Origin of the sequence: Acetobacter sp. AC2005 (assembly GCF_037901235.1) — a bacterium.
Classification (GTDB): Bacteria; Pseudomonadota; Alphaproteobacteria; order Acetobacterales; family Acetobacteraceae; genus Acetobacter; species Acetobacter oryzoeni.
On sequence record NZ_CP149625.1, the window covers coordinates 598,003 to 611,208 of the forward strand.

Sequence of the window (13,206 nt, forward strand, 5' to 3'; positions counted from 1 at the left end):
CGTTTTTTGGAGGAGACAGAGAGATGCGGCGCTATAGTTTACGCGATGACCAGTGGGAGCGGATAAAGGATCTTCTTCCCGGTCGAGAAGGCTATGTCGGCGGCACTGCGGCGGACAACCGTCTGTTCGTGGAGGCGGTGCTGTATCGCTATCGCGCGGGCATTCCATGGCGCGACCTTCCTGCCCGTTTCGGGGACTGGAAAAACGTGCACCGGCGTCTGCGCCGCTGGTGTGAAAGCGGCGTCATCGAACGGATATTTCGTTATCTGGCCGCTGATCACGACAACGAATACATGATGATCGACAGCACAATTGTCCGGGCGCATCAGCATAGTGCAGGAGCTCTCAAAAAAGGGGTACGGATCAGGCCATCGGACGATCACGAGGCGGGTTGACTACAAAGATCCATGCCATCTGCGACGCTCTGGGCAATCCGGTGGAACTCGGCATCACACCGGGACAGGATGCCGATATCACCCAGGCGGAACCGCTTCTGGAAAACATCGACCCGGAGGCTTTCCTTGCTGACAAGGCGTATGACGCGGACAGGTTGATCGATCGGCTGATACAGCGCGGGATTACCCCGGTCATCCCGCCAAAACGCAGCAGAACGACACGACGGAAAACCGATTTTTCTCTCTACCGCGAACGGAACCTTGTTGAGAGGTTCTTCAATAAACTCAAGCAGTTTCGCGCTATCGCAACCCGCTACGATAAACTGAAATCGACCTTCCTCGCAGCCGTGCAGTTCGCCTCAATCATCATCCTGCTTAACTGACGACACGCTGTAGCTGTCAGGTTGTGAGACGTCATTGGGATGATGTAGCGTGGGCGATACCGCGTTATGCTTCGTTGTTTTCTTCCGTTTGCAGGGAGACCGAATGATGCTTCAGATCCACCCACAGGCACGCACGACACCGGCTGTCCGGGCTGAGATAGCTCGTTCGTCAGAACCGACATCCGTGCTCGCCAGACGCTACGGGATCAGCGATGAAACAGTCCGCAAGTGGCGCAGGCGTGGTTCGGACGCCTGTCAGGACCGCAGCAGCCGTCCCTGGAGGCTGGCCTGGAAAGCCTCGGAGGAGGAGCGCGCCATTGTCTGTCAGCTTCGGCGTTCTACCGGTTTTGGTCTGGATGATCTGACCTTTGTCTTACGGCATTTCCTGCCGCATCTGAACCGGGACAATATCTGGCGGATACTGAAAGACGCCGGATTGAACAGGCTGCCTCCTGTTCCAAAGGCCGGACCAGTTCGGGGACAGGGAAAGTTCCGCGATTACGATCCCGGTTATGTCCATATCGATGTGAAACATCTGCCAAAATTACAGACAGCAGATGGGGACCGGCGGAAACGTTTTCTGTATGTCGCCATCGATCGCTGTTCCCGTTCAGTGCACCTGGCTGTTTATGACGCGGAAAATGCGGATAATTCCGTTGATTTCCTCAATGCCGTCAAATCGGCCTTTCCTTTCCGGATCACCCATATCCTGACCGATCGTGGCTCCTGCTTTACAGCGGACGCCTTCGAAAAAGCCTGTCATGACATGGGAATCGACCGACGCCGGACCAAGGCTTACTCCCCTCAGACCAATGGAATGGTGGAACGCTTCAATGGCCGTGTCGCTACAGAAGTACTGCAGGTCTGTGTCTCAAACCATGAAGATCTGGAAATTCTGCTCAGAGGCTTCTGTTTCGCCTACAATCATCGCCCGCAGCGTGTTCTGGGCGGCATCGCTCCCGCCCAATGCATCATCTCATGGCTTGAAAAACATCCCGCGTCACGTAATCAAGACTATATCAAACCGGCTGGTCGTGACATCATGAAACAGGTCGACGAAATCCTTGATTACGCCAATGACGTCTCACAACCTGACATGTAGCACTACAGTTGCATTTTGTGTTGAGTTCTGAATCTATGGGTAACCATGATTCAGGATATGATGAGTGGCGGTACGTCTGTTGAAGAGACGCTGGAATTATGGGCGCGCTCGCTTCGGTCCGCCAAGGATCGGATGGCGCCGCTGTTCACGCAAAAACGTGTCGTAGATTCGGCCTGTGCTTTTCTTGATGTTTTGATTGGCAATGAACCACGCAAGACGGGATGGATGCGAGCGGAAGCCGCAGGAGATCCTGGTCCATGGCGGCAGCAGGCGCTTCTGGGACGCGGGCACTGGGATGCCGATGCCCTTCGTGACGTCGTCAGGGATTATGTGATTGAGCATCTGGGCACTGAAGAGGGCGTGCTGGTCATTGATGAGACCGGTTTTCTGAAGAAGGGTCAGGCGTCCTGCGGTGTGGGGCGGCAGTATACGGGATCTGCCGGCAAGATCACGAACTGCCAGATTGGTGTGTTTGGCGCTTATGTTTCGGAACGGGGGCATGCCTTTATTGACCGCGCCCTGTATCTCCCGAAAGACTGGACATCAAAGCCTGAGCGTCTGAAGCGGGCCCACGTTCCCGATGACGTGGTGTTTGCAACCAAACCGGCGTTAGCCTCGATGATGATTGAGCGAAGTATTGAGGCCGGTGTGCCGTTCCGCTGGGTTGCAGCAGACAGCGTGTATGGCGTGGGCGACGTAGAACGCACGCTTCGCCGGGCAGGAATTGGATATGTGCTTGGGGTCAAGGGCAATCACTGGTTCGGATCATGGGCAACGGAACCGCTGATTGCCGGAGAGGCGAAAGATATTGCAGCAGGACTGCCAGACCAGGCCTGGCGTCGTCTGTCAGCGGGGCACGGCACAAAAGGTGAGCGACTTTATGACTGGGCGTATCTTCCGCTTGCTGATCTGGATGCTGAAGAATTTGACTGCCCTATAGCCGGACCATGGACACGTGGCCTGTTGATCCGCCGAAACATCGCTGACGGGGACCTTGCCTATTTTACGACCTGGAGCCCGAAAGGGACAACCACGCAGGAACTGGTGAACGTTGAAGGGACGCGCTGGAGGATCGAAGAAGGGTTCGAGACGGCCAAAAACGAATTTGGTCTTGATCATAACGAGACCCGCTCCTGGCATGGTTGGCATCGGCATGTCTCTCTGGTCATGCTGGCCTATGCCGTCATGGCCAGTGTCCGTTACCAGGCAAACTCACTGAAACCGAAAAAAACACAACTCAGAACACGACAGTCCTTGTCCGCTGGTCCATTCAGGAGATCAGGCGCCTCGTCGTAAAACTTGCACAACGCAGACTACCCGTCTCTCACATCCTCAGATGGTCCGTCTTTCGACGAACGCATCAGGCCAGTGCTATCCGCGCTCACTCACGACACAAAATGCAACTGTAGTGGTAGCATAACATCTCTCCCACGGCACCTCTTGACCGGAATGAGATGCCCACCATCCCAAGGTCCTGACATGTTTGTGATAACAAGGCCTACCCCGCAAAAAACAAAGATTTTTGCCCGCGCATAAGCACCATTGCGCCCAACAGGGCCTGTTCTGTCCTGATCGTGAACAGCGCAGTGTTGCATCCCTGCTTATGGTCTCAATTCGCGCACTGCATGATGCCTATGCGTATTCCACATCTGCGCGCAACGAATGCAAGACACTCTTCGAATCGGATGCAGTATTATGGCTAAAATCAAGGTCAAGAACCCGGTGGTGGAAATGGACGGGGATGAAATGACCCGTATCATCTGGCACTTCATTCGTGAGCGCCTGATTCTGCCCTATCTGGATATTGACCTGAAATATTACGATCTGGGCATAGAAAACCGTGATGCCACGGATGACAAGGTGACCGTAGAAGCCGCAGAAGCCACCAAACGCTACGGCGTGGCCGTAAAATGCGCCACCATCACCCCCGATGAAGCACGGGTGAAGGAGTTTGGGCTGAAAAAAATGTGGCGTTCACCCAACGGCACTATCCGCAATATTCTGGATGGCACCATTTTTCGTGAACCCATCATCTGCTCCAACGTGCCGCGCCTTGTGCCGCACTGGACAAAGCCCATCGTGATTGGCCGCCATGCCTATGGGGATATCTACCGCGCTGCGGAAACCAAAATCCCCGGCCCCGGCAAGGTGACGCTCAACTACATTCCCGAAGATGGTGGTGAGCCCATTACGCTGGATGTGCATGACTTCAAGGGCCCCGGCGTGGCGCTGGGCATGCACAACACCCGTGCCTCCATCGAAGGCTTTGCCCGTGCTTCCCTCTCCTATGGGCGAGACCGCAAGCTGCCGGTGTATCTGTCCACCAAGAACACCATCCTGAAAGCCTATGATGGCATGTTCAAGGATGTGTTTCAGGAAGTGTACGAAAAGGAATTCAAGGCCGAGTTCGAAAAGCTGGGTCTGACCTACGAACACCGCCTGATTGATGACATGGTGGCCTGCGCCCTTAAATGGCCGGGTGGCTATGTATGGGCCTGCAAAAACTACGATGGCGATGTGGAAAGTGACATTGTGGCACAGGGCTTTGGCAGCCTTGGGCTCATGACATCCGTACTGCTGAGCCCCACGGGCGATGTGGTGGAAGCCGAAGCCGCGCATGGCACCGTCACCCGCCATTACCGTGAGCACCAGAAAGGCAAGCCCACCAGCACCAACCCCATTGCCTCCATTTTTGCATGGACACGTGGGCTGGCTTATCGCGGCCGCTTTGATGATACGCCAGACGTTGTGCACTTTGCCAACACGCTAGAAAAAGTGTGCGTAGATACCGTGGAAGGCGGGCAGATGACCAAGGATCTGGCGCTACTGGTGGGCAACGGCACCAAATGGCTGGACACGCAGCCCTTCCTTGATGTGCTGGATGAAAAACTCAAGCAGGCCTTGGCCAAAGGCTGAACTTTCTGCCGCACGTCTTTTTGCCATGAGCATATCCGCACACCCCGGAGCAAATTCTGCTTCGGGGTGTTGCTTATTCTAGGCCATTGCGCGCCGGCCCGTGCTGGCGCAAAACAGAAACTGCATTTTAATGTAACCAGATAAGGGAGCATCACGCCACGCCATGACTGATACGCCAGCAGAAACAGACGTAGCCATAATTGGCGCTGGCCCAGCCGGGCTTTTTGCCGCTTTTCAGTGCGCCATGCTGCGGCTGAACTGTGTGCTGATTGATGTGCTGCCAGAAGTGGGCGGCCAATGTGCAGCCCTGTACCCGGAAAAGCCGATTTACGATATTCCCGCCTGCCCCGCCGTAGAAGGCGCGCAGCTTATTGCCCGGCTGGAAGAACAGATTGCCCCTTTCAACATCCCGCGCCTGCTCAAGCACCGGGTGGAAAGCCTTGAGGGCCACCGGGGCAACTTTACGCTGGGCACCAACCAGGGCACCACGCTAAAGGCCAAGGCTATTATTATTGCCGCCGGTGCAGGTGCCTTTGGCCCCAACCGTCCGCCGCTGGAAGGTTTGGAAGCGTTTGAAGATACCGGGGCCGTGCAATACTATGTGCGCCGCAAAGCCGATTTTGCAGGCCGCCGTATTGTTATTGCCGGTGGTGGCGATTCCGCGCTGGATTGGGCGCTTTCCCTCAAAGACAATGCAGAAAAGCTGTACCTCGTGCATCGGCGTGACAGGTTCCGCGGTGCGCCGGAAAGCCTGCGCCAGTTGGATGAGGCCGTAGCCGCCGGGCAGATTGAAAAAGTGGTGCCCTATCAGCTCCACGCCCTGCACGGCCAGAACGGCGCGCTAGAAGGCGTGGAAGTGGCTGATCTGGATGGCGCAACCCGCATGCTGGAAGCCGATGTGCTGCTGCCTTTCTTTGGGCTGGCAACAGATCTGGGGCCTGTGGCGCGGTGGGGTATGGATACCATGCGCTCCACCATTCCCGTAACGCCCTCAAGCTGTGAAACCAGCCTGCCGGGCGTGTTTGCCGTAGGCGATGTGGCTACCTACCCCGGCAAGCTGAAGCTGATTTTGCAAGGGTTTAGTGAAGCCGCCATGGCCGCTCACGCCATTTACCCCATTGTGAACCCGGATCAGGCGTTGCACTTTGAATATTCCACCAGCAAAGGTGTGCCTGCCTAAACCCACGCCATTATGGCGGCATGGCCCCAAGCGGGCACAACATGCCGCCATTTTTTATAAACGCATCTTTGTTGTGCAATGGGTTAGGCACTTTTTGCGCGTTATTCTCGCATACCTCCCTACAGCGTGCGCCATGCCAGTTTTCTTCCGGGTTCTGGCGCGGTTGGGCGCAGCAAGGTATGGTGCCTACCTGATCCATTTGCCTTGTGAGTAAGGATAAAACCGTGCAAGTCATCATTCTCGGCGCTGGCGTTATCGGGGTGACATCGGCCTGGTATCTGGCCAGCCTTGGGCATGAAGTCACGGTGATAGACCGCCAGCCCGCCCCAGCGCTTGAAACATCGTTTGCCAATGCGGGGCAGGTTTCCCCCGGATATTCCACACCATGGGCATCTCCCGGCCTGCCGCTTCAGGCCGCAAAGTGGATGCTGCACCCCAAAACCAGCCCACTGGTTATTCGCAAACGGTTTGATCTGGCCATGCTGCGCTGGATGGAACAGCTTTTAAAAAACTGTAATGCCCATGCGTATGATATCAACAAATCCCGCATGTTGCGCATTGCCGAATACAGCCGTGATTGTCTGGACGCCCTGCGTGAAGAAACCGGCATTACGTATGATGACAGGCAGCGCGGGCTGATCCAGCTTTTCCGCACCAACAAACAGATAGACACCGCCCAGCACGATATGCGCCTGCTGGCAGAAGCCAACATTCCGCACCAGCTTTTGGCGGTGGATCAGGTTTTAGAGCACGAACCCGGCCTAGCCCATGCCAAGCATCTGCTTACGGGTGGGCTGTATTTACCCGGTGATGAATCGGGCGATGCACATATTTTCACTCAAAGGCTGGCCCGCATGGCAGAAGCCAAGGGTGTGAAGTTTGTATATGACACCACCATTCTGGGGCTGGATGCCGCAGCGGATGAGATTATGTCTGTGCGCACCAGTGCCGGGCACTTCCGGGGTGATGCCTACATTGTGGCCATGGGCAGCTATAGCCCGCTGCTGCTGCACCCGTTGCGCGTGCATCTGCCCGTTTACCCCGTAAAAGGTTATTCCCTCACCCTGCCCCTTACGGATGAAACCCACGCCCCCACATCCACCGTGAATGATACATCCTACAAGCTGGCCATTACGCGGCTTGGCAACCGGATCCGGGTAGGTGGCACGGCGGAACTGACGGGTTATAGCCAGAAGCTAAGCCCCGACCGGCGTGAAACGCTGGAACTTTCTTTTTCTGAACTGTTTGGCGGCGGAGACCTGACCGCCGCAACATACTGGACAGGCCTGCGCCCCTGCACGCCAGATGGCACACCTGTTATTGGCCCCGTGCCCGCCTTTACAAACCTGTGGCTAAACACCGGCCACGGCACGCTGGGCTGGACAATGGCCTGTGGGTCTGGCCGCCTGATTGCAGACCTTGTGCACGGCAAAAAGCCCGATATTCCGGCGCTGGATCTTTCTATCAGCCGCTATAACTAAGCTGGCGCGGGCTTGCCCGCTGTGGCGCTGATCTAGCTGTTTATAAAAAACAGCCCTCTACATCGGGCACAAAAAAAGGCCGCAGTGGCAAAACCACCAGCGGCCTTTTTAATGTGCGCAGCTTTATGCCGCAGCAGGCAGGAAGCACCGCGCCTGTAACGCAGTGCCCCTTTCTGCCGGGTTATTACTGAGCAGATTCGGAAGAAGAAGCGTCAGAAGCCGGAGCTGCGGCTTTCTTCTTACCGTGGTGCTTGCCACCGTGGTGCTTACCTTTGTGGCCTTTGTGGGCAGCTGCACCTTTGCTTTCTTCGGTTTTACCAGCTTCTTCAGCAGCCGGGCCAGCGCCTTCTGGGGCAGCAGCAGGAGCAGCAGCTTCCGGAGCAGCAGGTGCGGCAGGAGCAGCAGCTTCCTGAGCGAAGGAAGGAGCAGCGGCGCCCAGCAGGGCAACGGTGGACAGAGCCGCAAGCAGACGACGAGAAATCATAGAATGTCTCCAAAAACCTGTGGTCCAATCCGCCTCATGCAGGACAACCCCGCATCCAGCACATAGACCGGTTTATGCATTGCTTATTATCACGGCAAAAGCACAGCGTCTTGAGCTAAAATTTGTGCAATCTTTGCACATATCACCGCTCTGCCACTTGACAGCCGTAAACAGGCCATATTGGCACGGGCAAAACCAAAAAAACCGCCCTGTAACAGGCGGTTTTTATAGGAAAAAGCACTTAAAGCACTTCTGTATGTGACAAAATGATGTAACCGAAAAAAATATGCCTACACCATAAACGCGCCACACTTACAGGCTGCCCAAAAGCTAGGCAGCCCACAAGTTACAGAATCAGTCTACTTTCTTGGCGCGCTTCTTGCGTTCGTTCGGGTCCAGATACCGCTTACGCAGGCGGATGGCAGATGGGGTTACTTCCACCAGCTCATCATCTTCAATGTAAGCAATAGCCTGTTCCAAAGACATACGGCGCGGCGGGGTCAGCAGCAGGGCTTCGTCCTTACCGGCGGCACGCATGTTGGTCAGCTTCTTTTCACGGATCGGGTTTACTTCCAGATCATTCTCACGGGAATGCTCACCAATGATCATGCCCTGATAAACCGTTTCACCCGCATCCACGAACAGCGTGCCACGATCCTGCAGGGAGAACAGGGAGTACTGCGTGGTTGCCCCGTTTTCTGCAGAAATCAGAGACCCGTTGCGGCGGCCTTCCACGGTGCCAGCATAAGGCCCGTAGTGGGAGAACAGACGGTTCATGATACCCGTGCCGCGCGTGTCGGTCAGGAATTCACCGTGATAACCAATCAGCCCGCGAGACGGGATGACGAATGTGAGGCGCACCTTGTCACCGCCGGAGGGGCGCATGTCCTGCATCTGGCCTTTGCGGAGGGACATCTTTTCCACCACAACGCCGGAATAGGGTTCGTCCACATCAATGGTAACTTCTTCGTAAGGCTCTTCGCGCTCACCGGTTTCTTCATTGGTGCGGAACAGCACGCGCGGGCGGCCGATTGTCAGCTCAAAGCCTTCACGGCGCATGGTTTCAATCAGCACACCAAGCTGAAGTTCACCACGGCCAGCCACTTCAAACGCTTCGCTTTCGGGGCTGTCTGTCACGCGAATAGCAATGTTGCTTTCGATTTCCTTGAACAGACGGTCACGAATCTGGCGAGACGTCACCTTCTTGCCTTCACGGCCACCCAGCGGGCCATCGTTCAGGCGGAAGGTCATGGACAGTGTCGGCGGATCAACCGGAATAGCTTCCAGCGGGGCTTCAACTTCCGGGGCGGCAATGGTGTCTGGAATGGTGGCTTCAGACAAACCGGCCACGGCCACAATGTCACCAGCTTCCACTTCTTCCACACCCACGCGGTCCAGACCACGGAAGGAAAGCAGCTTGGTCAGGCGGCCTGTTTCCACCACGGAGCCATCGGCCCGCAGCACCTTAACAGGCATGTTCACCTTGGCGCGGCCCTGTTCCACACGGCCTGTCAGCACGCGGCCCAGAAAGTTGTCACTTTCCAGAATGGTGGCTGTCATGGCGAAGGGCTTGTCTTTGTCCAGATTCGGAGCTGGCACATGGCGCAGGATCAGCTCGAACATCGGGCTCAGGTCCTTGCGGGCGCCGTCCAGCGTTTCATCTGCCCAGCCCTGACGGCCAGAAGCAAACAGCATCGGGAAGTCAAGCTGCTCATCATTTGCGCCAAGGGCTGCAAATAGATCGAAAATTTCGTTGTGCACTTCATCGGGGCGGGCATCGCCACGGTCAATCTTGTTCACAACCACAATTGGCTTCAGGCCGCGGGCCAGTGCCTTGCCAACCACAAACTTGGTCTGCGGCAGCGCACCTTCGGCGGAGTCCACCAGCACAATGGCGCCATCCACCATGCTTAAAATACGTTCCACTTCCCCGCCAAAGTCGGCGTGTCCGGGTGTATCAATAATGTTGATACGGGTATCTTTCCAGACAACGGATGTGCACTTGGCAAGAATGGTAATGCCACGTTCGCGTTCCAGATCGTTGCTGTCCATTGCGCGTTCGGCAACGTGCTGGTTTTCGCGGAACGAACCCGACTGCTTGAGCAGTTCGTCAACCAGAGTCGTCTTGCCGTGGTCAACGTGGGCAATGATGGCGATATTGCGGATATCCATGTAAAGGCCTGATATTCCCTGCGGGCCACGCCACCGCTTTCTGCCTGAAAGGGTGGAGAATGGCTTTGCTGATGTTTGCTTGGCCAGACAAATAGCCGCCCGCGCGCAGGAATGCACGCAAAATCCTCACCAGTGCGTATCATGGCTGCCACCGGGGGTGGCTGCACACAGGCCGCACGGCTTGCATTTACCCCCTTATGGTGGTGTGCTCCGCACCGTAGAACACATTATATTGAAAGGGTTTTTAGCATGGATATTCAGGCCATAGATCAAACCTACAACCAGTTTCAGGCACAGGCCCAACAATCTGCCACCGCGCTGCAAACGCTGTGCGCCAAAATGCAAACCGCAGCCGATGGCGGAGATATGCAGGCCCGTGAATGGCTGCTGGACCTGAAGGAACTGGCCCTTTCCCTGCGTGATGAGCAATCTCAGGTTATCAACCTGCTTCAGGCCCTGCACACGGCCCTTGCCACACAGGTGCAGCAGAATGTGGCCCCGCCGCAGCCCTCCGCCCTCAGCACCGTCAAGCCGGAAGTGGAAAATGTGCTGAATGATGTGATCAACTCCGGCTTTGCCCATTCCCTTGCATCTGGCGCGGGATTTGGCATTGGCAACACGCTTATCAACAAACTGTTCTAAATGCGCACACGCCCAAGGGCGTGAAGGCTGGCTCCGGCGCACGCAACCGGCTACAAGCCAGCCTATGCTGCTTCACCCCCCTGCGCGTTCTGCCATAAGCGCCGCCCCCACCCTTTCCCTTACTGTTGTAGGGCTTATGTTCGGGCTGGTTATGGGGCTGGGTGCGCCCCTGTTTACGCTGGAAATGGTGGATCTGGGCTTTGGCACCGGCATGATTGCCGCCAACACCATGATGCACGCTGTGGGCTCTCTGGCCATTGCGCCGTTTATCCCGCGCATCAGCATGGCCTTGGGGCCCAAGCGAGCCGTTACACTGGCTTTGCTTACGGGCGCGGCCACGCTGGCCCTTTTTCCGCTGCTGCCGTTCATCTGGGTGTGGTTTGGCCTGCGCACCGTGCTGGGGGCTGCGTGCGAGATTATTCTGGTGCTTTCTGAAAGCTGGCTGAACCAGATTACGCCAGACCACGCCAGAGGCCGCGTGATGGGGCTTTACAGCACGCTGCTTTCCATTGGCATTGCAGCAGGCCCCGCCTTGCTAACTGTAACGGGTCGCACCAGCGCCCTGCCCTTTGCCTGTGCCAGTATTGGCCTGCTGGTTGCCACCGGCCTTGTGGCAGCACCGTGGTTGCCGCACCCGCAGCTTACACCCCCACAACGCCCCAGCCTGCTGCGCTATCTGCCTTTGGCCCCCATAGCCATTGCCGCAACATTGCTGATTGCCATGCTGGATTCGGCCGCCACCTCTTTTCTGGCGCTGTATGCCATGCACTCCGGGTGGTCAGAACATGGCGCCACACTGTTACTGAGCATCATGCTGCTGGGTGCTACTGCGTTCCAGATTCCCATTGGCTGGATAGGAGACCGCACAAGCCGCCGCTGGCTTCTGGTTTCATTAGCCGGGGTGGCTGCGGCGGGCGCGTTGCTGTGGCCGGTGGCTATCCATCACCCCGGCATAGCCCATGCGGTGCTGTTTGCGTGGGATGGCGTGTTTGCCAGTATTTACACAGTGGCCATGTCTGTTGTGGGAGACCGCTATAAGGGCGGAGACCTGATAGCCATTTACACCCTCAGCTCCCTTGCATGGGGTGCGGGCGCGTTTGCGGGGCCTGCGCTGGCTGCCAGTTCCATGGCCGCTGCGCCAGATGGTCTGGCATGGTTTGCCGCCATCACCTGTGCGCTGTTTGGCCTGCTGCCCCTGCTCCTGAAGAAAAGCGCCTAATCGCTGCGCTTTCTCAGGCTGGGGCGGCGCCTTGGGTGTTCACCTGCAAACGGTAGAGGGAATCCCCCGCGCACATAAACAGCCAATCGCGCTTGGGGCCGCCAAACGTCAGGTTAGAAACACTCTGCGGCAGACGAATGCGGCCAATAAGGTGCCCTTCGGGGTTAAACACAAACACCCCGCACAGCCCCACCGGCCCGCTTACACCGCACCAGATGTTGCCGTGCACATCGGCCTTCATGCCATCTGGCCCCATCTGCACGCCTTCAAACCGCATGTTGGTGAACAGGCGCGGGTTGGAAAGCGGCAGTTCCTCCTTGTGCAGATCAAACACATGCACGGCCTGATCTCCATCATGCCCATGCCCGCCCGGCTGCTTGCCGGATGAAATAACATAAAGCCGCGAGAAATCGGGCGAGAAGCACAGCCCGTTGGGGTTGGGCAACTGCGTCTGCGTGAGCACCACATCCAGATGGCCCGTGGCATCTACACGGAAGGTATGGTCTGCCTGCCGGCGCGAACCACCCAGCGTGCCAATAAGTTCTTCCCCTATTTTCCAGCGGATATGCCCATCCGGGTTGGCCTCACCGCCCGGCATGTCAGCATGGCCTTCGGCCACGTTGTCTCCATATCCCGGATCGGTAAACCAGATGCTGCCATCCGGGTGGGCTATCACATCATTGGGGGAGTTGAGGGAGTGGCCCTCAAACTTGTCGGCCACCACATGGGCGGAGCCATCGTGCTCCCACCTGATCACGCGGCGCAGAAAGTGCTCGCACGTAATCTGGCGGCCCTGATAATCAAACGTGTTGCCATTGGCGTGGTAGGATTCCGGGCGAAAAACCGTTACCTCTCCCGTTTCCCACAAATAGCGATACTGTCGGCTTGCCACCACATCGCTAAACAGCAGATACCGCCCTTGGGATGACCACGCAGGCCCTTCCAGCCATGTGCCTTTATCCCACACACGGTGCAGCGCGGCGTTGCCGTACAGCAGATCGCGGAAGGAGCGATCTATCACCAGCACGTCCGGGTCTGGCGTATAAACGGGCGGAGCGTTTACCCCCCATTGGCGCGGCGGATTGGTGGTAACATCGGGCGGGCGCACGGTATCGGGCAGAACCTCATCCGCCCCACGGGCCAGCACCGGGGCCGCCACGGTTGCAGAAAGCGCGGTTATGCCTTTCAGCATTGCGCGTCTTGCCAGCCTGCTACGTGGGGGTGCCATTGAG

At 57.0% G+C, this 13,206-nt stretch carries 11 protein-coding genes; 8 read left to right on the forward strand and 3 right to left on the reverse strand.

Going from position 1 to position 13,206, the window contains the following annotated elements:
• The first annotated feature begins 23 nt into the window (after nt 1-23).
• The 6 genes from QQM41_RS02805 to QQM41_RS02830 all read left to right on the forward strand — a co-directional run bounded on the left by QQM41_RS02805 (nt 24) and on the right by QQM41_RS02830 (nt 7,457).
• A protein-coding gene (locus tag QQM41_RS02805; protein ID WP_088365012.1) for an IS5 family transposase occupies nt 24-778 on the forward strand; the annotation gives its coding sequence in 2 pieces (ribosomal slippage) (nt 24-354 and nt 354-778; 756 coding nt in all).
• A 106-nt stretch (nt 779-884) separates the two neighbouring features.
• A complete protein-coding gene (locus tag QQM41_RS02810) occupies nt 885-1,880 on the forward strand; it encodes an IS481 family transposase (RefSeq protein WP_339078140.1) in 996 nt (331 codons plus the stop codon).
• 45 nt (nt 1,881-1,925) lie between these two features.
• Complete coding sequence (locus tag QQM41_RS02815) at nt 1,926-3,176, forward strand: IS701-like element IS1452 family transposase (protein WP_012812328.1); 1,251 nt, start codon at nt 1,926-1,928, stop codon at nt 3,174-3,176.
• A 399-nt stretch (nt 3,177-3,575) separates the two neighbouring features.
• Complete coding sequence (locus QQM41_RS02820) at nt 3,576-4,796, forward strand: NADP-dependent isocitrate dehydrogenase (RefSeq protein WP_339077638.1); 1,221 nt, start codon at nt 3,576-3,578, stop codon at nt 4,794-4,796.
• Between the two features lie 163 nt (nt 4,797-4,959).
• Nucleotides 4,960-5,976, forward strand: a complete 1,017-nt coding sequence (locus tag QQM41_RS02825) for an NAD(P)/FAD-dependent oxidoreductase (RefSeq protein ID WP_003622489.1) — start codon at nt 4,960-4,962, stop codon at nt 5,974-5,976.
• 224 nt (nt 5,977-6,200) lie between these two features.
• The gene (locus tag QQM41_RS02830; RefSeq protein ID WP_087651459.1) at nt 6,201-7,457 is read left to right on the forward strand and encodes a D-amino acid dehydrogenase; all 1,257 of its coding nucleotides are present in this window, start codon (nt 6,201-6,203) and stop codon (nt 7,455-7,457) included.
• A gap of 184 nt (nt 7,458-7,641) precedes the next feature.
• Here the strand turns inward: QQM41_RS02830 and QQM41_RS02835 are convergent, their stop codons facing one another.
• Nucleotides 7,642-7,941 carry a hypothetical protein gene (locus tag QQM41_RS02835; protein ID WP_050819373.1) on the reverse strand — a complete coding sequence of 100 codons (300 nt, stop codon included), beginning with the start codon at nt 7,939-7,941 and terminating at the stop codon, nt 7,642-7,644.
• Nucleotides 7,942-8,295: 354 nt separating this feature from the next.
• Nucleotides 8,296-10,113, reverse strand: coding sequence for a translational GTPase TypA (typA, locus tag QQM41_RS02840; protein WP_050820348.1), 1,818 nt, complete (start codon nt 10,111-10,113; stop codon nt 8,296-8,298).
• Nucleotides 10,114-10,254: 141 nt separating this feature from the next.
• On the opposite strand from typA, the gene QQM41_RS02845 reads away from it, so the two are divergent.
• The gene (locus QQM41_RS02845) at nt 10,255-10,755 is read left to right on the forward strand and encodes a hypothetical protein (protein ID WP_080986854.1); all 501 of its coding nucleotides are present in this window, start codon (nt 10,255-10,257) and stop codon (nt 10,753-10,755) included.
• A gap of 64 nt (nt 10,756-10,819) precedes the next feature.
• Nucleotides 10,820-11,974 (forward strand): MFS transporter, encoded by a 1,155-nt coding sequence (locus tag QQM41_RS02850; protein ID WP_050819372.1) that lies wholly within the window; start codon nt 10,820-10,822, stop codon nt 11,972-11,974.
• A gap of 13 nt (nt 11,975-11,987) precedes the next feature.
• On the opposite strand, the gene QQM41_RS02855 is transcribed toward QQM41_RS02850, so the two are convergent.
• The gene (locus QQM41_RS02855) at nt 11,988-13,202 is read right to left on the reverse strand and encodes an SMP-30/gluconolactonase/LRE family protein (protein WP_339077639.1); all 1,215 of its coding nucleotides are present in this window, start codon (nt 13,200-13,202) and stop codon (nt 11,988-11,990) included.
• Nucleotides 13,203-13,206: the final 4 nt, after the last annotated feature.

Excerpts from the sequence above, each read along its gene's own strand:
- QQM41_RS02810 (WP_339078140.1), top strand. The coding sequence starts at position 885 with ATGCTTCAGATCCACCCACAGGCACGCACGACACCGGCTGTCCGGGCT.
- QQM41_RS02815 (WP_012812328.1), top strand. The coding sequence starts at position 1,926 with ATGATTCAGGATATGATGAGTGGCGGTACGTCTGTTGAAGAGACGCTG.
- QQM41_RS02820 (WP_339077638.1), top strand. The coding sequence starts at position 3,576 with ATGGCTAAAATCAAGGTCAAGAACCCGGTGGTGGAAATGGACGGGGAT.
- QQM41_RS02825 (WP_003622489.1), top strand. The coding sequence starts at position 4,960 with ATGACTGATACGCCAGCAGAAACAGACGTAGCCATAATTGGCGCTGGC.
- QQM41_RS02835 (WP_050819373.1), bottom strand. The coding sequence starts at position 7,941 with ATGATTTCTCGTCGTCTGCTTGCGGCTCTGTCCACCGTTGCCCTGCTG.
- typA (WP_050820348.1), bottom strand. The coding sequence starts at position 10,113 with ATGGATATCCGCAATATCGCCATCATTGCCCACGTTGACCACGGCAAG.
- QQM41_RS02845 (WP_080986854.1), top strand. The coding sequence starts at position 10,255 with ATGGCTGCCACCGGGGGTGGCTGCACACAGGCCGCACGGCTTGCATTT.
- QQM41_RS02850 (WP_050819372.1), top strand. The coding sequence starts at position 10,820 with ATGCTGCTTCACCCCCCTGCGCGTTCTGCCATAAGCGCCGCCCCCACC.
- QQM41_RS02855 (WP_339077639.1), bottom strand. The coding sequence starts at position 13,202 with ATGGCACCCCCACGTAGCAGGCTGGCAAGACGCGCAATGCTGAAAGGC.